Genomic DNA, 18,543 nt, shown 5'->3' on the forward strand with positions numbered 1-18,543 from the left:
GTTGCGGGTAACCGGTCACGGGCAGCGAGATCACGGTTCGCAGGTCACCGTTCGCAGATGACCGTTCCCGGGCCACCCTTCGCAGGCCACCGTTCCCAGGTCGCACCCGGTAGGTCGCGCACGTCCCCCGCAGGTCTCAGCGGGTCCGGCCGTACCCCTAGGGGATGTCACAGCTCGGCCGCAAAGGTACACGCGTTCCCGTACCGCAGCGCTACGGCCCGTCAGGAGCGGGTACGTTCGATGACGTGGCTGGATTCAGGAACGGACGCGGCCGGGACAACCGCGACCCGCAACAACAACCGCAGCGGCAGCAGACGCAACAGCAGCCGTACGGACGGCAGGCGCCGCCCCCGGCGTACGGGGGCGGCCAGCAGCAGTGGCCTCCCACGGGCGGCGGACAGGGAGGTGGCGGGCACGGAGAGCCGGAGTACTTCGGCGACGAATTCCAGCAACCCCAACAACACCCGCAACAGCACTCACAGCAGTATCCCCAGCACCCGCAGGGCGCTCCGCTGGGCGGCCACCAGGGCGCTCCGCAGAGTGGTCCGCACGGTGACCCGTTCGCCAACAACCCGGGCCACACACAGGCGTTCAGCATCGACGAGGACGCGTACGGCGAGGGCGCCACGTACCACGCGGGCCCGCCCGCGCCGCCCGCCGGTCCGCGCCTGGGCTGGAAGGCCCTGCTGAGCGGCACGGTGCTGCGCCCCGGCGCGACCTTCCTCCAGATGCGGGACTACCCGGTCTGGGGCACGGCGCTGACCGTGACGTTCATCTACGGCCTGCTCGCGCTCTTCGGCTTCGACACGGCGCGCGACGACGCGATCAACGCGACGCTCTCCACGGCCGTCCCGTACGTCCTGACGACGGCCGTCGCCTTCGTCATCGGCAGCCTGATCCTGGGCGTGGTGACGCACACGCTCGCCCGCCAGCTGGGCGGCGACGGCGCCTGGCAGCCGACCGTCGGCCTGGCCATGCTGATCATGGCGATCACGGACGCCCCGCGCCTGATCTTCGCCCTCTTCCTGAGCGGCGACAACTCGCTGGTGCAGGTGCTGGGTTGGGCGACGTGGCTGGCGGCGGGCGCGCTGTTCACCGTCATGGTGAGCAAGTCGCACGACCTGCCGTGGCCGAAGGCGCTGGGCGCGTCGGCGATTCAGCTGGTCGCGATCCTGTCGCTGATCAAGCTGGGCACCATTTAGTGCCCTTCATGGCACCGGCGAGCCAGGTCCTGTCCGGCCGGACAGGACCTGGGGTCTTTCATTTGGATCATGCTGGGCTCGCGTGCCCTGCCGCAGCACCTCGCGGCGTTGTCGCCGGTCGGCGACGCTCCGCGTCGCCTGCCTTCTCCGCCTTGCGATGCACGGCACCAGACCACGCTCCCCATCCAGCCTGATCCGAACGAAAGACCCTAGGAGTGGGAGGGGGAAGGGGACGCCCCGCCTTCTCCCCCCGCGAGCCCCTGCCCGAGCCCCCGCGCAGGACCCTCCGCGAGCCGCCCGGTGCGCCGCACGACGGGGGGCTCGACGCTCCAGGGGAAGTTGATCCAGGCGTCCGTCCGCTTCCAGACGTACTCGCACTTCACGGACGACTGCGGCTTCTCGTATATGACCGCGCTGCGCACCTCGGCGACATGCCCCCGGCAGAAGTCATGCACCAGCTTCAGCGTCCGGCCGGTGTCCGCGACGTCGTCCGCAATGAGAACCTTCTTGTCGGAGAAGTCGATCGCGTTGGGCACGGGCGCCAGCATGACCGGCATCTCCAGCGTCGTGCCCACCCCCGTATAGAACTCGACGTTCACGAGGTGGATGTTCTTGCAGTCCAGGGCGTACGCGAGCCCCCCTGCGACGAAGACACCGCCGCGCGCGATGCTCAGCACGAGATCGGGCTCGAACCCGTCGTCGGCGACGCTCTGCGCCAGCTCGCGCACGGCGCGGCCGAACTGCTCGTAGGACAGGTTCTCGCGGGCGCTTGTCATATCGTCCTCACACTCTGCCTCACACCTGGGTGCGGTGGAAGTTCATGAAGGACCGCGAGGCCGTGGGCCCCCGCTGCCCCTGATAGCGCGAGCCGTACCGCTCGGACCCGTACGGGAACTCCGCGGGCGAACTCAGCCGGAACAGGCACAGCTGCCCGATCTTCATCCCCGGCCAGAGCTTGATGGGCAGGGTCGCCATGTTCGACAGCTCAAGCGTGACGTGCCCGGAGAATCCGGGATCGATGAAGCCGGCGGTCGAATGCGTCACCAGCCCGAGCCGGCCGAGGCTGGACTTCCCCTCAAGCCGCGACGCGATGTCGTCGGGCAGCGAGATGACCTCGTACGTCGACGCGAGGACGAACTCGCCGGGGTGCAGGATGAACGCTTCGTCCCCGACCGGCTCGACCTGCCGGGTGAGGTCGACCTGCTCGACGGCGGGATCGATGTGGGGATAGAGGTGGTTCTCGAACACGCGAAAAAACCGGTCGAGCCGCACGTCGATGCTGGAGGGCTGCACCATCGATTCGTCGTACGGTTCGAGGCGCACGCGTCCGGAAGCGAGTTCGGCCCGGATGTCGTTGTCAGAGAGAAGCACGCCCCGAGGATACGCAGAGCGCGCGAGCCCACCCGAACCGGGCATCCCCGCGCGCCCCGCGATCAGGATCAGCCCTGCTCGGCCTTCACAGGCACCGCATGCCGCAACCGAGCACACCGCGGACACCGAATGAGCCGTCCGGGCCCGATCCGGCCGGCATGAAGCTGCTGCATCGGGAACGACGTCGTACTGAACACGTGCCCTTCGGCACAGCGGACGACGGTGCGGTCCATCAAGTCCATCAGGTCCCTTCCCCAAACAAACGCGGACGAACGCCCACATTAGGGGATGAACAACCCCGCACCCCACCCGGCACTCCGCCCCGCACGCTACGCCCAACTCCCGCCCGCCACACGCACGTCCACACCCACGCCCACATCCGGACCCACCCCCGAACACACCACAGGCCCCGAGCCATTACGTCGACCGGGGCCTGCCATGAGGTAGAGTGAGCAACGCTACGAAGCCGTCAGCGGCTCGGTACGCGGGTGTAGTTTAATGGTAGAACATGAGCTTCCCAAGCTCAGAGCGCGAGTTCGATTCTCGTCACCCGCTCCATGAGAAAGCCCCAGGTCAATGATCTGGGGCTTTGTTGTTGTCTAGACCTGTCCGAGGCGGCGTGCCATTCGCGTGCCATAGAGGGGGCCTCACGGATGTCGAAGCAGAGGACGACCCGGCCGGCATCACCGAAGGCGGGAGCCTTGGGCGGAGATGGTCTGGCTGAGCTTCGCGGGCCGAGGGACACATCCGCGGGCCGCCCAAGCGGCTACGGGCTCGGCACAAGCCGCTGGGCGCGAAGCGCGCTCCCCAGGCTCACTTGTTGCGGGGGTCGTGGACGCGAGCGACTACCAGCTAGGGACGCGCCCCTTCGCCACAACGATCGAGCACCCGGCATTGGCAGTCTCGCTCTCATCGCAAAGCGTTGCCTTGTCGGCCCCTGTCGGTAACGTCAGCTCATGGATCAACTTACGACCGACCAGTGGACGGTCATCGTTGCCGTCGTCGCCGCCCTTATCGCCACCTGGCAAGCCGCTATCGCACGCGTAGCCGCAAACAAGCAACTGGTTCTCTCAGAACGTATTCACCGGGAGCAGAACGAGCCATACGTCATCGTCGACATTCAGCCCGACGGCAACCACGGGTCGCTTCTGCTGATCATCGAGAACACCGGTCCGACCGTTGCCCGCGACGTTCGCATCTCCTGCGACCCACCGCTTGAGTCCGGGTGGGAGCCGCGACCTGGAGAGCCGGATCTCACTCAGGTCATGCAAGAGATCTTGGCGCGGCCGATCCCCATCCTTCCGCCGCGCCGCCGTCTGACCTTCCTCTTGGACAACCAAGATCGGTTCGAGAACGTTCAACTGCCCCGCGTCTACACCTTCACGGTGGACGCTAACGGACCCGAAGGGGAGGTAGAGACGGCTCAGTACACCGTTGATCTCGACGCTCTGAAGTGGGTCCTCCTCGAAGAGCGGCCCACCAAGCGTGTGGAAGACAAGCTGAGCAAGATCGAGAAAGCCGTGCACGCACTAGTTCCGAACAACCGCCGATCGTCGCCTTCGAGGACACATGCTGCGCCCGTACACCAGCGGCGACCCAGCTCTGGCGACACAGCATGAGATGGGCTCAGGCGAAGCAGTCTGGAGGGCAACACTCTGCGCCCAGCACCTTGGTCTTGGGACGTGCAGATCAAGTGATTCTCTCCGCAGAGCCACGTAGCATCCTCACGTGCTGTTTGTGATCACCGTCGTCGTGGTGTGCGTTGGCGCTGTGCTCTCCGTTGCCGGCGTCTACTGGGGTGCGGCTGGGGCGCTGAGGAACTATCGGTCGCTCAAGTCCGACCTTCAGCGTCTAGATGACATCGCTCGTGACGAGTCGATTCCAGATGAGCAGAAGTCTGCTCTTCGACATGCCATCCGAACGCCGCATGGGAACTGGGGGATGGTGGAGTACCTCGACGAGCACGCCCAGTTGAATGCTCTGACGCTCGTTGCCCAAGGGCTCAAATGGCCAGCGCTGCTGGCTGTGGCGGGGGTTCTGCTGAGTGCTGCGGGAAGTGTCCTCTCCCTGTGGCTGTAAGGGCCGTGGCCATACGGCCGTATCGAACAGGGGAAATCATGGCCGGAGCTATCGCTTGGGTGACACCGATTGCTGGTCTGGTAGGTGCATTCACCGGCGCTTCACTGTCCCCATGGCTGACGTCGCACCTGTCATGGAGACGCACGAGGAAGGAGGCGTTCAACCAAGCCATCTCCGCGCTTCGCGTCGCTCAGGTAGCCAGGCACCTCCCAACCGGCGTGCACGCCACCTATCTGGGGGTGATGTCGCGCTGGCGGAGGCTTACAGCTTGCGGCTTCGGGAACGGAGCGTTGACCGATACATCGACGCCATGTCTGAGGCCAAAGTGGCGCTCGCGGCACTTGAACCCTTCTACAAGGTCCATGGAGATCTTGATAGCTGGGAGATCGCCAAACCTGACGCAGAACGGATCATGCGTGAACTGATTCGCGCACGGTGAGTCTCGGGCCGGACATCTGGCGCCTCCGAAGCGTCGCCTGCGTGATCGGCGCGGGGGCTAGGTCGTCGACGACAAGGATTCCTTCCTTGACTTGCTAACGCCAGCGCCGGATCCTAGCGACCATTCCGAGTGGCAGCGGGTGGAGGTCTGCTTGGACCTCCACCCGTTGCCACTTACCTCGCTCGCGCAGCTCCACCGGAGCCCATCTGCGGCGCCGGAGTGCCTCGGGGGGCAGTGGCTGCGCCGAGGGGCCGGCCCGCCGCGCGCTGGCGGCGGACGCCGGCGTCGATGTCGTCGGCGAGCCTGCGCTGATGCGCCTTCGTGGAGTGCTGGTAGATCAGTTGGGCCCGTTCCGAGGACTGGCCGGCGCGGACCATCAGGTCCTTCAGCTTGGCGCCGGTGTCGGCGGCGAGGGTGTTGCCCGTGTGCCGGAGGTCGTAGAAGCGGAACTCCTTCGGCAGGCCGATCGTGTCGCGGGCACTGCGCCACTTCCGGCCGCTCCCGGACGAAGCCCTGTCCGGGAGGTTCGGATCTCGGTGTCAGGAAACATTGTTCCCTTGCGGAGCCCTTCCGAGGAGTGAGGTCATCACAGCCAGAGCGGCTTTCTGACGCCGGGGCCTCCGAGACCAGATCGCCGGGCAAACAACCCCGAAGAAAAAGAACGAGCCAAAGATCACGCTTGGAGCCACCGCCGACAGTACGACAAGGGCCACGTCGCCCGAAAACCCAGCAGCAACTGCCCCGGCGCTTGGCAGCCCAGCAAGACCAGCCCAAGCCGGCCAGCGGAGGGAACGCCTAAGCGGTTCCACGACGATGGGGCTATTCATGACCTGGCCCACTTCGCCAGGCAGGGCATTCCCCGTACCCTCAGACATGTAGTTCTCCGTACCGGTTGATGGGGGCTACGAGCAGAGGACGGCTTCCTGTTGGCGCAGGGAGCCGTCGCTCGTTGCAGAGCAATCGTCTCAGCCGCTGGCGGTAGCCTTACAGATCCCAGCACTCCAGAGACCGCAGAAAACATCGCGGGACTCAGATACATTGAAGTAATGGCAGGTCAGGACACCGCAATAACCAAGAATATGACTCAGATCACACACACGCCGGAGGGTTAAGTGATGCATTTCACAGTGAAACCATGACTCGCCCCATGCCCGTACAGGGGGACGGCCCTCTGTCTGCCTTCGCGCGCTCGCTTCGCGAACTCCGAGACAGAGCCCGCGGCACGGTCGAGACAGCGATCACGCTTGGCGCATCGAAGACCGCGGTCTACGCGGCGTTGAGCGGAAAGCGACTGCCGAGTGCGCAGACGTTGGACCAGATGCTCGACGCCTGGGCAGGGGGGTCTGCCGCGGAGCGGGCAAGGTGGCACGAGCGCCGACGCATGACCGCGGAGGCCCTTGCCGAGCAATCACGCCTGACGGGCGTCGCGACCACGCGTCGCACGCCCGAAGAGGACGACTTCACCAGCAAGCTTCGTGAGGTTTGGAGAGACCATGGAAACCCTGCAACTGAGGAGGTGGGGCGCCGGTGTGACGTGAGCGCTCGCACCCTCGATTCGTATCTCGCTGGGCGGACCTTCCCGACTCTGGAGCGACTCGATCAGCTCCTTCTTGGGCTGGCCTCAGCCACTGAACCAGAAGAGGGAGCAGATCAAGCACTCGCGGGCCAGGATGCCATGCCCGTCCACGCGCTACGAGAGCTGCTGTTACGAGCACGCACGGCACGCAAGGGCGAACGAGCCCGGGTGCGAGAACTCGCCACCGCTCTACCCGAATCCGCGTCGCTTTCCACGGCGGAACCTCCGAATCTCCCTCCAGGATATGGAGAGGTAGCGGGAGTGCCTCCGGGACGGCGGTTCTCCAATCGCCAAGCTCTGAGAGAGGCTGGCCTTCACCGACCGTTGATGGCGAGCATTTCTGGCACCGAAAGATTTGGCGCGGAGTCGATCATTGCCCGCGAAGAGCATACCGGCATCAATGAGCAACCCAATAGCGACCTCATCTATACCGGCGAGGGCGGGGAGGGAGACCAGCAACTCACCCGCGGCAACGCAGCGCTGGCGACGAGCGCGTCCACCCGCATCCCCGTCCGCGTAGTACGCCGCACTGACGACGGTGGTAGCACTGCCTATCGTTACGAGGGGCTCTACACAGTTGATGATTATTGGTCTCAAGAGGGACTGGATGCCCGTAGGGTATGGCAGTTCCGCCTCGTTCGCCTAAGCCATCGGACGAGCATCGATACCGGGAGCTCGGTCGAAACAAGGCGATCACCGCTTTTGATCCAGAGGGTTGTCCGTAGCACAGCTGTCGCCAGATCTGTAAAGGAAATTCACGACTTCACGTGTCAGGTGTGTGGCACTCGCCTTACGCTTCAAGATGGTCAGGCGTACGCCGAGAGTGCGCATATCCGGCCACTCGGGATGGGCGGCCAAGATTCTCTCAGCAATGTTCTTTGCCTGTGCGCAAATTGCCACGTACTAATGAACACGGGAACCCTTCTTATCAATGATGATCTCACAGTTGTAAATCGGACAGACAACACGATGCGTGGGGTAATCCGAGAGATTCCTAGCCATCAGATTGACCGGGAGTCGATTGCATACCATCGCATTCAGCATGGCAATACGGAATAGCGAGTACGGGACTTTAGGAAGATCCTTGCGCTGAGGGCTGCGGGGCGCACCGCTGCGCGACAACGTTGGACCACCTCCTGTACGCGCCTCTGGGACGCCCGCGCGAGGGGGAGACCATGCCGTGCCGCACCGACCGCTTCGAGCACCTGCTGAGCGAAGGCGTCCGCGACAAGATCCACCCGGGCGCGGTGCGGCCGTCAGCGACAGGGGGAGCCGACCGAAAGGCCGATTTAGTCCTGCGACCTCGGCTGCGGATGGTGAGGCGAGGCCGCAAGCTCTCAGCGCATACTCTAGTATGCTTGCGGTATGTCCTCTACGACTCGCATCACCGTCACGCTGCCCAGCGACCAGGTGGCGGAGCTCCGCAAGCTCACGGACAACGTCTCCGGCTACGTGGCGGAGGCCGTAGCCCGCCAGATTCGGCACCAGTTGTTGGGCGATGATCTCCACCGCTACGAGGAGGAGCACGGACACTTCAGCGACGAGGAACTCGCCGACGCCCACACGAAGATCTTCGGTGCCGCCGGCTCATCCAACGAGGCGGACGCCGCGTGAGCGAGCGCATCGAAACCGTTGTCCTGGACTCGGAAGGGCTCTCCGCCTGGATCGCGCAGGACCGCAAGCTCCTCGCGATGCTGAGGGTCTTCCACGAAATGGGAGCCGACCTGGTAATCGGGGCGAACACCATCGTGGAAGTAGCCCACTCCCGTACCAACATGCCTCGCCTGAACTGGGCCCTGTCCCGCATCAAGGTGGAGCCGGTCACCGAGCAGGCGGCGAAAGCGGCGGCCGAGTTCCTCAAGGGCGCCGGACTGCACGGGCACAAGTACGCCATCGACGCCACGGTCGCCGAGGTCGCGCTCCGCCAGCCGAAACCCGTCGCCCTGCTGACCTCCGACAGCGACGACATGGCCAAGCTCTGCGGCAGCCAGGTTCGCGTCATTCCTCTCTGACCCTCCGGCCCACCCGAGCACGGGCCTCGGCAGGTCCTGCCGTACCGCCCCTTGCCCCATCCGTGCCCAGCGGAGCGGACAACGGCGCCCAGAGACCACTGCAACCGCGCGCGTCTCGACCAAACACGCAGGTCAGAGCCAATACGATCGTTCGAGCACCGCTGATTCCCAAGCTCAGAGCGCGAGTCCGATTCTCGTCACCCGCTCCACGACAAAGGCCCAGGTCATCGACCCGGGCCTTGTTTGCGTTCGACATCGCGCGACGCGAGACCGGCCACCGCAGTCCTCGGCTTCCACACATTCGTCGCTGCGCCCATCGCGAAGTCAGCGGCATCAAGATGGTCAACACCAGGAACCCTGTTCATCCCGCCTGGGCCGTCAGGGGCCCGGCTTGAGGAGCTCGAAGACGGGCAGGTGGTTCGCCCAATTGCTGCCAAACAAAGCCATGAGTATCAACACGGACCAGGCAGTTCCTACAGCAGCCATCGCCACGTCCGGCAAGCCGAGGAAGGCCAACCCGACAACGCCTCCAGCGATCAGCACAACGGCGGCGGCTACCCGTAGCAGCTCTCGGTCGCGGACCGGCTTCTTGCCCTCCAGCAAAGGCTTGGGGAGGAGCCTTCCAATGCATCCGTCCACGTACTGTTCGGCGATCGTCGCGACCAAGCCGGCGATCTCGCTAAGCGCTTCGGCCTGGGGGCTGTGATCCAGAGCAGCTTCCGCCTCGCGCAGCTTGGCCACCACCTGGCCAGCATGGGCCTTCAGCTCTCGCCGGCGGGGAGACAGGAAGGCGACTGTTCCCGAACGGCGATGCGCTCGCATCACGTTCCCTTCGAGACGGCGCAGCGCGGTCCCCACAGCGAAGAGCTTCTCCGGCCGCTGAGCGTGGCTGGAGCCATGCGCTTCCGCGCAGGCTCGAATCGTTGCCCTGCATGCCAAGGTGAGCTGGTTGCGGACGAACGGAAGACCGGCGCCTCTCGTCTTCACACACAGCTTCATGAGCAGCGTGACCAAGATGACCCAGGCTGCCACCCAGTGCCAATGTGGCTCCCGCCCGCGGTAGAAACCCAGCACAATCACGAAGTACACGACCACGACGTACGCGAGCATGACCGCAGCAAGCATGAAGAAGAACCACGGGAGCTCCGCTGCGGACGTGTGTCTGAGAGCAACCTTCATTCGCGGTGGGATGGGCCACCATCCATATCCCAACCGATCAAGGTCGACGCGAAATTCAGCTACCGACTCGTCGCCCCAGCCCCGTACACGCCGTCCCCACCGCGCCCGTAACGAGATATCCAGACTCATGGCCGCGAGCATGCCACCTGGCACCGACAGCGGCGGTACGTCACAGGTGCCGACCGCAGGGGGCCATAGCCGAGCAGGAAGGAAGGGCGTGCCACAACGTGCCAGTAGAGGCAGTAAACAGCGGTCAACAGCAGCCAGGGAAAGACGCCACCCCCTTTGCTGGTTGGACTCGTTTCCGCAGTTCAGGGCCCAATTAGCGGCCCGAGCGCCAGGTGATTCCCAAGCTCAGAGCGCGAGTTCGATTCTCGCCACCCGCTCCACACAAAAGCCCCAGGCCAGCGGCCCGGGGCTTCCTTGTTGTCTAGTCCAATCCGAGGACCGTGCACCACTTGTGCACCACATCTGGCGGTCAATAGGAGCAACGAAGCACGCTTCGGAGACCTGTCGAATATTCATTCGAGCACGTTCTCGAATTCTGAGATTGACTTCGCGTGACGCGCGCCACACCTCTAGCCGCTCCAAAGCTACCGCCCGTCACGACTGTTAATCGCGACACGAGCACCCACATCAGCCAACACAACTGCTAGAAAGCCGTGTTGGTGCCGATGCAGGCAGCCATCGGGCGGACAGGGCCGAGCACTCTGCGTGGCGGTAGGCAGCTTCGGAGGCTGACGTCGCGTCACGTCAGCCTCCGAACGGTCGGTCAATCCAGGATCAGGCCCGGCGCACCACTTCCGCACCGCTTGCCTCCGCCTCGGCCACGTAATGCCGTTCCGCGCGCACGCGTGCGTCGAGTCCGACCGCGACCCATCGCCCTCCACGTACGCCCCGCACTGACCTACCTCTTTCCCCTGGTCATCGACGGTTTCATCGCCTACGGTGTCCGCGCCCTCCTCGTTCTGCGCAACGCTCCTTTCCGTGCCCGCCTCTACGTCTGGCTGCTCTTCGCCTCCGCGACCACGGCCAGCGTCTGGGCCAACGCCCTCCACGCCGTCCGTCTCAACCAGCAAACCCACGCCGCCGGATTGCGGCTCGGCGACAACACCGTCGGCCTCCTCTCCACGATCGCCCCACTCGCCCTCGCCGGGGCCGTCCACCTCCACATCCTCATCACCGCGCGAAGACGCCGCCGCCGTCCGCCCGCACCGGCCACGTCGCTGGCGAACACCAGCCTCAGACCCCAGTACGCCCCGAGCAGGAGATCCAGCACACCCGCCCGGATGCGACACCCGGGGCAGCGAATCCAGTCCGGTCCGCCGGATCGGCAGGCCGCCCAGCGCGGAACTCGACGAACTCCTCGACCTGGCGCGCGCCCCGTGTTCGCCGCGCACGAAAGCCCGACGCGCGCACAGGTCCGCGAAGCCGTACGGTCCGCCGGCCACAGCCTCAGCGAAGACCGCCTCACCCAGGTCATGGCCACACTGCGTCCTGATCAGGACGGCCACTGACCGAAAGTCTCCGCAGGTCACGGGCGGACCGGTCACTCCGGTCCGCCTCCCGGTCAACGGACCTCTAGCCAGGGCGACTCCGGCGAAATGCTTACACGAAAGGGCTGCGGTCCGCCTCTCCCCGGCCCCCACGAACAACAAGCAGCACTCCGGCGCCCGCAGAAAACCGTGCTGCGAGCAGCCACACCCCACGAAACCCAAGGAAACGAGACGACGATGTCCCAGCAGAACCACGAAACGGTTCCTCAGCCCCACCCGATACACCACAACCCACTTTCAGGCGGAGCAAGTTGTCGGGTAAGGAGTCCTTACCCGACCTCCGCCCCCAGGGAGGCGGAGGTGTCCGGCGCCGAGAGAGCGCCGGTGTCGGCCGGCCCGGGGGAGCCGACTCGGGAAGAAGCCACGCAGTCGTCCGTTCCGCGTCGTCGCCTGCGTGAGCCCACGCTGCGCGAGAAGCGCGTCCACCCCCGCTACAGCGGCAGCGAGTTCACCCTCCTCACGAAGGCCGCCGACCTGAGCCGCATGCCGGTCGGCGGTTACGTCGCCGAGACCTCGCTCGCCGCCGCCCGCGCAGACGACCCCATCGCCGCGGTCGCCGACTACCGCTCCATGGTCAAGGCGCTCATGGCGGCCAACGGGCAGCTCGCCAAGATCGGAACCAATCTCAACCAGCTCACCCGCCACCTCAACCGGGACGCCCCCTGGCCCGAGGCGGACCTCGTGTGGCGGCTGTTGCGCCACATCGAGGCGTCAATCACCGGAGTGGACGTGGCCGTCGCCCAAGTGACCTCGGGACGGTGACCGCGTGATACCGAAGATCATCCTCGGCAAGGGCGTCCGCGCCGCCCGCCGTCTGATCGGCTACCTGTACGGGCCGGGCAGCGCCAACGAGCACACCGACCCCCACCTGGTGGCGTCCTGGAACGGCTTCGCCCCCGACCCCGGCCGCAGCCCCCACCGCGACCCCAAGGACGTCGAGGACCAGCTCGCCGCGCAGCTCGACCAGCCCGTGAAAATGCTCGGCGACAAGGCCCCGGCAACCACGGTGTGGCACTGCCCGGTCCGTGCCGCGCCCGAGGACTCGATCCTGACCGACGCCCAGTGGGCGGACATAGCCCGCCGGATCGTGGCCGCCGCCGGCATCGCCCCCGACGGCGACGAGGAAGCCTGCCGGTGGGTCGCCGTCCGACACGCCGATGACCACATCCACCTCGCCGCCACCCTCGTCCGCCAGGACGGCCGCCGCCCCCGCCGCGACCACGACATCCGCGCTGTCCAGCGCGAAGCACACATGATCGAGACCGACTTCGGCCTGCGCCGACTCAAGCCCGGTGACGGCACCGCCGCCAAACGCCACACCAACAAGGAACACTTCAAGGCCAAGCGTCAGGGCCAGGACACCACGACCCGTGAGATCCTGCGCCGGCGTGTCCGTCGAGCGGTGGCCGCAGCCTCCAGTGAGACGGAGTTCTTCGCCCTGCTGGAAGCGACCGGAGTGGACGTACGGCCCAAGACCGGCCCGTCAGGCGAAGTCCTCGGCTACAGCGTCGCCCTGCCCGGCGACCTCAACAAACACGGCGAACCGGTTCGGTTCTCCGGCTCCACCCTCGCCGGCGACCTCTCCCTCCCCAAGATCCGCCGCCGCCTCACCCACACCGACCCCGAACCCGTCCCCGCCCGGATGGCCGACCCGTGGCACCAGGCCACCGCCGCCATCGAACGCATCCCCGACCACCTCAGCCACAGCAACGACCACATCGCCCAGGGCCAGCTCGTCGCCCTCGGCGGAGCACTCGACCTGCTGCCGCTCACCGCACCGGCCGAAGCCAAGCGGGTACTCGAACGGGCCGCCACCGCCTTCGAGCGCGCCACTCGCTCCCGCATCACAGCCGACCTCAATAGCACCCGCGTCCTGCGCCGTAGCATCCAGACGATCCTGCGCACCCCCACCACAACGCCCGACGGCACCGGGCTGGCCATGCTGCTGGACGCCGCCCTCATCGCCGTAGCCTTCGCCAGGCACTGGCACCGCACCCACCAGGAAGCAGCCGCCCAACAGACCCTCATCCACCTCCAGACCGCCTACACCCACGTCGCAGTCCCGGCCCTGGACGCCCTCGCCCGCCGCACCCCCAGCCTCCAGACCAAGCACCGCTACGCCCGCCACGTCAAGCAGGCCGCCCCCGAACACGCCGACCGCATCCTGGAAGACGCCGCCGGGACGCCCTCGCCACTGCCATCGCCGACGCAGAGGCCGCCGGTCACAACCCGACCACCCTCCTCGAACAGGCCCTCGGCCAGCGCACCCTGGACGACGTCCGCAACCCCGCCCGCGCCCTGACCTGGCGCGTCCATCGTCTCGGCCAACGCCACACACCCAGCCCGCGCGCCCAAGCAGCCACGGCCCGCAGCACCACACGACTCCCCGCCGTCCCGACCCAGACGCCGGCTGTCACACCGACGGCCGCACAGCAGTCCTCCCACGTACGCCGACGTTGATCGGCCGACCTGTCACAGGGCACTTGGAAACATCGATCTAGAGCTGGCCCGCATCGCGAAGGCGGAGGAAGTCCCGAGCGCCGCGCAGGTGGGTGCGCAACGACCGTTGGGTCTTCTGGCTGTCAAGGCGTACGTCGAGGGCTCCGGGAACGGTGCTCTCTGCCCGCAGGCTCGCGGGCAGACGGGAGGCGTCGATGCCGTCGCGTTTGGCGATCAGAACGCCGAGTTCATGTCGGCTCAGGGCGTCGGACCCCGCGAGGTGGTGGATACCCGCCGCACCGCTCGTCGCCAGTTCGAGCAGCGCGGCTGCCAGGTCCGAGACATGGACGGGACAGCGAATGTCGTCGGTGAACAGGGCACCGTCGACGGCTCCGGCGGCGAGTTGGTGCACCAGGCGCTCGTGAACGGAACGCCCGTGCCCGATGATCAGCGACGTACGGGCGACCACGGCCTTCGGATGCACCGCGAGAATCCCTGTCTCCGCCGCTGCCTTGGCCGCGCCGTACGGGGTGACGGGGTCCGGGAGACAGGACTCGTCGTACTGGACCCGGCCGACGCCGGAGAACACCGCGTCGGTGGACATGTGCACCATGCGGGTTCCGTGCTTCGCGGCGACTATCGCGAGCTGGAGCGGACCTTCCGCCGTAACCGCCCAGTCGGCCCGGCCGCTTGAAACGTTGATGACAACGTGCGGGTTCACCTCGGCCATGACTGTGTCCAGCCTTCCCGCGTCCCGCAGATCGAGCGGGCACCACGCGGTGGGGGAGGCGGTGCCCGGCTTGGTCGCGTACGTCGCGACCGTCGTGTGACCCGCCGCTCTCGCCTGCCGGACCAGCTCGGACCCCAGAAAGCCGGACCCACCGACGATCAGAATTGTCATGCGCGTAACCGTAGCCCCGTGAGCCCCACGATGGCGGGCGGCCACTCAGTGCTCGTGTGACCGTCCGTCATCATCCGGCGAGGCGGAAAGCGACTACGTCGGCGGCTTCCAGACGTACCGGACGTCAGGCTCTTGCTCGTCGTTGTGCTGACCGTCGGTGCGCTCGGCCTCGATGAAGCCGTGCCGCTGGCAGAAGCGATGGGCCGGGCTGTTGACCTGGAAGGTCCATAGCGACAGGCCGTCAGGGTGTTGCTGCTTGGCCAGGGACATGAACCTGTCGCCGAGGCCCCGCCCGCGCCATTCCGGTTCGAGGTAGAGCTGCTTCAGCTCCTTCCCTTTGAGCACCAGGACGCCCACCACGGTGTTCCCGGTGACGGCGACCCAGGTCTCGTACTGCGGCACGAGCACGCGGGCGAACCAGTCATGCACGTCTGCTTCGTCGTGTGCGCAGCGTACGGAGGGCAGCGCCGCGGCGTACGAGCGGAGCCACACGTCCGCCGCGGCACCCGCGTCGGTTGCGGCTGCACGGCGAAGGACCACGTCATCGCTGTTCATTGCGCGGCCCGGTCTACTTTCCCGGACGCCCGAGCTGGTGGACGGTCCAGCCCGCAGCGTGCCAGGGTTCGGGGTCGAGCGTGGTGCGGCAGTCGACGAGCAGGGGGTTGGCCGGGCGGTCCGCCAGGGCGTGGGGGTCGGCCTGCCCGTATTCGGGCCATTCGGTGGCCAGGACGACGAGGTCCGCGTCGTCGAGGGAGGCGGCGAGGTCGTTGGTGTAGTCCAGCTCCGGGTTGCGGATCATCGCCGTGGGTACGGCCTGCGGGTCGTGGACGGTGATGACGCCGCCAGTCTGCTGGAGTGCCTGGGAGAGGGCGAGGGCCGGCGACTCGCGCACGTCGTTGGTGCCGGGCTTGAACGCGGCGCCCCACACGGTGATTCGGGCGCCCTTGATGGGGCGGTCGCCCAGGGCGCGGGTGATGAGTCCGAGGGCGACGTCCGTACGGTGCTCGTTGATCTCCTCGGCAGCGCGCAGGAGGGTCGCGGCCCGGTCGGCGCCGAGTTGCCGGGCGGAAGCGGTGAAGGCGCGGACGTCCTTGGGGAGGCAGCCGCCGCCGTAACCGATGCCGGGCCTCATGCCGCCCGCGCCGATGCGGGGGTCGATGCCGAGGATGTCCACGATCTGGGAGACGTCGCCGCCCGCAGCTTCGCACATGTCGGCGACGGCGTTGATGTAGCTGATCTTGAGTCCGAGGAAGGTGTTCGCGGCGCCCTTGGCCAGCTCGGCGGTCTGCGGGTCGGTGATGAAGATCGGTACACCCGCGTCGATGATCCCGGCGTACACCGCGCGGATCGCTTTCTCACCCTCCGCAGTGGCAACTCCGGCGATGAGCCGGTCCGGCCGGAGGGTGTCCTCGACGGCGTGCCCCTCGCGCAGGAACTCCGGGTTCCATACGACGTCGACCCGGTCGCCCGCAGGAGCCAGACGCTGCGCGAGGGCGGTGACCTGGGTGGTGGTACCGACGGTGACGGTGGACTTCCCGACGATCGTGCACGCCCGGTCGAGGTGGGGGGCGAGCTGACGGATCGCGCCGAAGACCTGCGCGGTGTCGTAGGAGCGGCCGTCAGCGTCGATGGGAGTGCCAACGCCAATGAAGTGCAGTTCGGCGAAGCCGGCGGCCTCGCGGATGTCGGTGGTGAAGCGCAGACGTCCGCTCTGGGTGTGGCGGGCGAGTAGTTCCGGCAGACCGATCTCGTAGATGGGGCACTCGCCGGCGTTGAGCCGGTCGACCTTGGCCTGGTCGACGTCCACACCGATCACTTCGTGGCCGAGTTCGGCCATCGCCGCAGCGTGCGGGATGCCGAGGTGACCGCAGCCGATCACGGAAACACGCATTGCAGGTCGTCCTTGTCTGGTCGAGGGCACACCGACTTCGGTGTCCCTCAGACGCTATCGGCGAGCAGGATCCGAGTCGGGTTGCTCGCGGGTTTGCTGGAGTTGTTCGATCAGGTGGTACGAGTCCGGCCGGGATGCCAGCCAGCGGGCACCGACGGTTCAGTTCACGGCGTCCAGAGCGCTGGACAGGGCGGTGGCAAGGAACTCGATGTCCTCGTCCGTCGAGGTCAGCGGGGGCGCGACGACCAGCCCCTCGCTCTTGGGTTCTCCGGCGCCGGTGAACGGGTAGAAGAACACGCCGCGTTCCTCGGCGGCCTTCATCACGGGCCAGAGCTGTCCCGGGGCGACCTCCACCCCGTAGAGGAAGCCTCGCCCACGGATGTCCCGCACCGGCCCAACGCCGTTCAGCGACGTCATGGCCTCCCGGAGGCGTTCACCGCGCGCGGCGAAGGCGGCCAAGTCCATTACCTCCAGCTCGTCAAGAACGCCCAGGCACGCCGCTGCCATGAGGGGATGGGTGGCCATGGTGCCCATCGCGGGGAGCGGGGCGGCGTCCGCATCTCGGACCCACCACGCCATCTCGGGCGAGACCAGCACCGCGCCGACGCTGGTGTAGCCGGCACCCAGTCCTTTCGAGAGGATCACGATGTCGGGTTCGCAGCCGTCCCAGTAGTGGCTGGCCAGCGGTGTTCCGGTGCGCCAGAGCCCGGTCAGCACCTCGTCGTGGATCACGAGGACGTGCCTCTCCCGGCAGATTTCCGAGACCCGCCGGAGATAGCCGTCGGGCGGTACGAAGGCACCGCCCGTGGTCCCGTTGATGGGCTCGATGAGCACCGCGGCAACGTTCTGGGCGCCGCGGCGGTCGATCTCCTGTGCGATCTCGTCGGCGCACGAGGCGTCGCAGTCGCGGTCCGCGTGGGGGTGCGTCGGCGGGTAGGGCGCCGGAAAACCGGGCCCGAGGCCGAGCGCGTCCTCCGGGCGGGGCCGACGGGCGTGGTTCCCGGCCAGAGCAAGGGTCAGTGCCGACATCCCGTGGTAGCTCAACGTCGAGGTCAGGATGTCGCCGCGCAGCTTCCCGTCGCGCACGCGGGTGATGTTCCGAGCGAGGCTCACGGCCACCTCGACGCCGAGCGTCCCGCAGGTGGTCAGCGCCACGGAATCGTCGGGGCGGCCGACCGCCCGGCACAGACGCTCCATCAGCTCCATCTGGATGCGGGGCTGGACGACGGCAGCGCCACCGAAGGAGTAGCGGAAGAACTGCCTCTCGATTCGGGCGTGCACCCTGGCACTGCTCTGGCCCACGTTGGCACACAGCAGACCGCTCGATCCGTCGAAGATCCGGCTTCCGCCCTCAAGATGCAGCCATGATCCTTGCGTTCCCACGACTTCGAAGTCGGGGAGCGGCCTGGACGACGTCAGCAGCCGATCACGGTTCTGGGCGTACAAGTCCATTTGAGGAATCCCTTCTCGGGTGTGCTCACGGGGAGGGGGCCGCGCACGAGCGCCCTGCGCCGCCCCGGCGAAGACGTTCGGTCAAGCGGTGGCCTGGGCGACTGGGACGCTCACGCCGAGCTGGTTGCACAGTTGGACGAGCGTGGGGATGGCCTCGGCCTTCACGATCACGTCGCCGTCCTGCGGGCCCTCCAGCGGATAGGGCATGTACTCGCCGAACTCCTCCAGGCCCTCGGTGTCGACGTAGAAGACCTTCATGCCGCGTTCGCGGGCCCGCTTCTCGACCGACCGCCGGTCGGCGTGCAGGCCGACGACTAGGGCCTGTATCGAGTTGTGATCAATGAATGGTCCGGGCGAGGTCCTTGATCCAGATCATGGAGGCGCGGAGATGGAGTCCGGCGAGGTAGCTCTCGGGGGTCTTGTCGTAGCGGGTGGCGATGCCGCGC

The 18,543-nt window shown here is 66.8% G+C and carries 16 protein-coding genes, 1 tRNA gene and 4 pseudogenes; 11 read left to right on the forward strand and 10 right to left on the reverse strand.

Annotated elements, in window-relative coordinates; all coding sequences use genetic code 11:
• The first annotated feature begins 245 nt into the window (after positions 1–245).
• Positions 246–1,202: a Yip1 family protein gene (locus ACIP6N_RS22045; RefSeq protein WP_401817826.1), complete on the forward strand. Its 957-nt coding sequence runs from the start codon at positions 246–248 to the stop codon at positions 1,200–1,202.
• A gap of 284 nt (positions 1,203–1,486) precedes the next feature.
• Here ACIP6N_RS22045 and ACIP6N_RS22050 read toward each other — a convergent pair.
• Both ACIP6N_RS22050 and dcd read right to left on the reverse strand, forming a co-directional pair.
• Positions 1,487–1,978, reverse strand: a pseudogene (locus ACIP6N_RS22050) (phosphoribosyltransferase); the annotation flags it as partial.
• Between the two features lie 19 nt (positions 1,979–1,997).
• A complete protein-coding gene (dcd, locus tag ACIP6N_RS22055; protein ID WP_401817828.1) occupies positions 1,998–2,573 on the reverse strand; it encodes a dCTP deaminase in 576 nt (191 codons plus the stop codon).
• A 484-nt stretch (positions 2,574–3,057) separates the two neighbouring features.
• Between dcd and ACIP6N_RS22060 the strand changes: the two genes are divergently transcribed.
• The 4 genes from ACIP6N_RS22060 to ACIP6N_RS22075 all read left to right on the forward strand — a co-directional run bounded on the left by ACIP6N_RS22060 (position 3,058) and on the right by ACIP6N_RS22075 (position 5,091).
• A tRNA-Gly gene (locus ACIP6N_RS22060) sits at positions 3,058–3,131 on the forward strand.
• Positions 3,132–3,529: 398 nt separating this feature from the next.
• Positions 3,530–4,192, forward strand: a complete 663-nt coding sequence (locus ACIP6N_RS22065; protein WP_401817831.1) for a hypothetical protein — start codon at positions 3,530–3,532, stop codon at positions 4,190–4,192.
• A gap of 109 nt (positions 4,193–4,301) precedes the next feature.
• A complete protein-coding gene (locus ACIP6N_RS22070) occupies positions 4,302–4,652 on the forward strand; it encodes a hypothetical protein (RefSeq protein WP_401817833.1) in 351 nt (116 codons plus the stop codon).
• 310 nt (positions 4,653–4,962) lie between these two features.
• Positions 4,963–5,091, forward strand: coding sequence for a hypothetical protein (locus ACIP6N_RS22075; RefSeq protein ID WP_401817835.1), 129 nt, complete (start codon positions 4,963–4,965; stop codon positions 5,089–5,091).
• A 173-nt stretch (positions 5,092–5,264) separates the two neighbouring features.
• On the opposite strand, the pseudogene ACIP6N_RS22080 reads toward ACIP6N_RS22075, so the two are convergent.
• Positions 5,265–5,588 (reverse strand): annotated as a pseudogene (locus ACIP6N_RS22080) (site-specific integrase); the annotation flags it as partial.
• A gap of 1,178 nt (positions 5,589–6,766) precedes the next feature.
• Between ACIP6N_RS22080 and ACIP6N_RS22085 the strand changes: the two are divergent.
• The 3 genes from ACIP6N_RS22085 to ACIP6N_RS22095 all read left to right on the forward strand — a co-directional run bounded on the left by ACIP6N_RS22085 (position 6,767) and on the right by ACIP6N_RS22095 (position 8,679).
• Complete coding sequence (locus ACIP6N_RS22085) at positions 6,767–7,726, forward strand: YDG/SRA domain-containing protein (protein WP_401817900.1); 960 nt, start codon at positions 6,767–6,769, stop codon at positions 7,724–7,726.
• A 306-nt stretch (positions 7,727–8,032) separates the two neighbouring features.
• On the forward strand, positions 8,033–8,281 hold the full coding sequence (locus ACIP6N_RS22090) for a hypothetical protein (protein ID WP_401817838.1): 249 nt from the start codon (positions 8,033–8,035) through the stop codon (positions 8,279–8,281).
• Entirely contained in the window at positions 8,278–8,679 is a 402-nt protein-coding gene (locus ACIP6N_RS22095) for a DNA-binding protein (RefSeq protein WP_401817840.1), read from the forward strand. The genes ACIP6N_RS22090 and ACIP6N_RS22095 overlap by 4 nt, the downstream gene beginning before the upstream one ends.
• 378 nt (positions 8,680–9,057) lie before the next feature.
• Here the strand turns inward: ACIP6N_RS22095 and ACIP6N_RS22100 are convergent, their stop codons facing one another.
• Positions 9,058–9,858, reverse strand: coding sequence for a hypothetical protein (locus ACIP6N_RS22100; protein WP_401817842.1), 801 nt, complete (start codon positions 9,856–9,858; stop codon positions 9,058–9,060).
• Between the two features lie 854 nt (positions 9,859–10,712).
• Here ACIP6N_RS22100 and ACIP6N_RS22105 point away from each other — a divergent pair.
• From ACIP6N_RS22105 to ACIP6N_RS22115, 3 genes and pseudogenes are all read left to right on the forward strand, one after another.
• Positions 10,713–11,375: a hypothetical protein gene (locus ACIP6N_RS22105; RefSeq protein ID WP_401817845.1), complete on the forward strand. Its 663-nt coding sequence runs from the start codon at positions 10,713–10,715 to the stop codon at positions 11,373–11,375.
• Between the two features lie 339 nt (positions 11,376–11,714).
• The gene (locus ACIP6N_RS22110) at positions 11,715–12,176 is read left to right on the forward strand and encodes a plasmid mobilization protein (protein WP_401817847.1); all 462 of its coding nucleotides are present in this window, start codon (positions 11,715–11,717) and stop codon (positions 12,174–12,176) included.
• Between the two features lie 4 nt (positions 12,177–12,180).
• Positions 12,181–13,874, forward strand: a pseudogene (locus ACIP6N_RS22115) (mobilization protein).
• Between the two features lie 37 nt (positions 13,875–13,911).
• On the opposite strand, the gene ACIP6N_RS22120 reads toward ACIP6N_RS22115, so the two are convergent.
• From ACIP6N_RS22120 to ACIP6N_RS22145, 6 genes and pseudogenes are all read right to left on the reverse strand, one after another.
• Positions 13,912–14,754, reverse strand: a complete 843-nt coding sequence (locus ACIP6N_RS22120; protein ID WP_401817849.1) for an SDR family oxidoreductase — start codon at positions 14,752–14,754, stop codon at positions 13,912–13,914.
• Positions 14,755–14,847: 93 nt separating this feature from the next.
• A complete protein-coding gene (locus ACIP6N_RS22125; RefSeq protein ID WP_401817852.1) occupies positions 14,848–15,309 on the reverse strand; it encodes a GNAT family N-acetyltransferase in 462 nt (153 codons plus the stop codon).
• A gap of 13 nt (positions 15,310–15,322) precedes the next feature.
• Complete coding sequence (locus ACIP6N_RS22130) at positions 15,323–16,645, reverse strand: UDP-glucose dehydrogenase family protein (protein ID WP_401817854.1); 1,323 nt, start codon at positions 16,643–16,645, stop codon at positions 15,323–15,325.
• Between the two features lie 159 nt (positions 16,646–16,804).
• Positions 16,805–18,097 carry an aspartate aminotransferase family protein gene (locus ACIP6N_RS22135; protein WP_401817857.1) on the reverse strand — a complete coding sequence of 431 codons (1,293 nt, stop codon included), beginning with the start codon at positions 18,095–18,097 and terminating at the stop codon, positions 16,805–16,807.
• A gap of 81 nt (positions 18,098–18,178) precedes the next feature.
• The gene (locus ACIP6N_RS22140) at positions 18,179–18,355 is read right to left on the reverse strand and encodes a hypothetical protein (protein WP_401817859.1); all 177 of its coding nucleotides are present in this window, start codon (positions 18,353–18,355) and stop codon (positions 18,179–18,181) included.
• Positions 18,356–18,434: 79 nt separating this feature from the next.
• Positions 18,435–18,543: pseudogene (locus ACIP6N_RS22145) on the reverse strand (IS5/IS1182 family transposase); the annotation flags it as partial.

This window comes from Streptomyces sp. NPDC088725, assembly GCF_044751305.1.
Taxonomy (GTDB): domain Bacteria; phylum Actinomycetota; class Actinomycetes; order Streptomycetales; family Streptomycetaceae; genus Streptomyces.